We start from the raw sequence: 731 nt of genomic DNA on the forward strand, positions 1-731 counted from the left end.
CCCCGAATATGTAATAGCTGGTTGGCCTGCTGACTGGCGAGCTGGTTGGCGTAACCAATGGCCTCCATCTGGCCCACTGCCCCGGTGGCCGCAGACTGGAGTCGCTCCAGCTGCCTGGCATCGTCCTCTATCGCATTTTGTTGCTGCTCCAGGCCCTCGAACAATGCGCGGTTGGCTCGCTGCTGTGATTCGTAGCCCAGCGACCGTGTCTCTTCGAGCTTTGTTAACTCGGTCGCTGTACAACCGCCGCTGCCGTTGAAGCACGGCGAATTCATGTAGTCATCGAGATCCCCGAATTTTTTCAGGTAGCTGTCCAGGCTGCCCAACCGGGTTTTATAGAATTGCAGGGTATCGATCGCGCCCCGAAGTCTGTTCATCGTCGTCGTGGCGTCATCCCAGATATTCATGGCCGGGGCCATCGTGTTCTGTAGCTGATTCGCGTACTGGTCCAGCTGCGTTTTATACTCCTCAACCTGCTTGAGGGTTTGCGTAACGTTCTCGATGGTGTTGGTGATGTTTTGGTTCAGGTTGGCCCCATCAATAACAGGGATGCCGGCATTCGGGTTCGCCGACATTCCAATCAATATCGCCAACATAAATGCCTTTACGTTTACTTTGATCCTCATGGTCTGATCTCCTTATTTTAGCCGCTAAAATTTACTTTCAGTAATCGAATGCCTGGTACGGCTTTGAAAATGCCATATCCTTCGTGACAATGACGTTGAAACGGA

At 52.5% G+C, this 731-nt stretch carries 1 protein-coding gene; it reads right to left on the bottom strand.

Going from position 1 to position 731, the window contains the following annotated elements:
* On the bottom strand, positions 1 to 626 hold a 626-nt coding region (gene trbJ, locus ACOCD2_RS23785; protein WP_419626270.1), incomplete at its 3' end, for a P-type conjugative transfer protein TrbJ.
* Positions 627 to 731 lie beyond the last annotated feature (105 nt).

Source organism: Thiolapillus sp. (assembly GCF_048562965.1).
Taxonomy (GTDB): Bacteria; Pseudomonadota; Gammaproteobacteria; order Chromatiales; family Chromatiaceae; genus Thiolapillus; species Thiolapillus brandeum_A.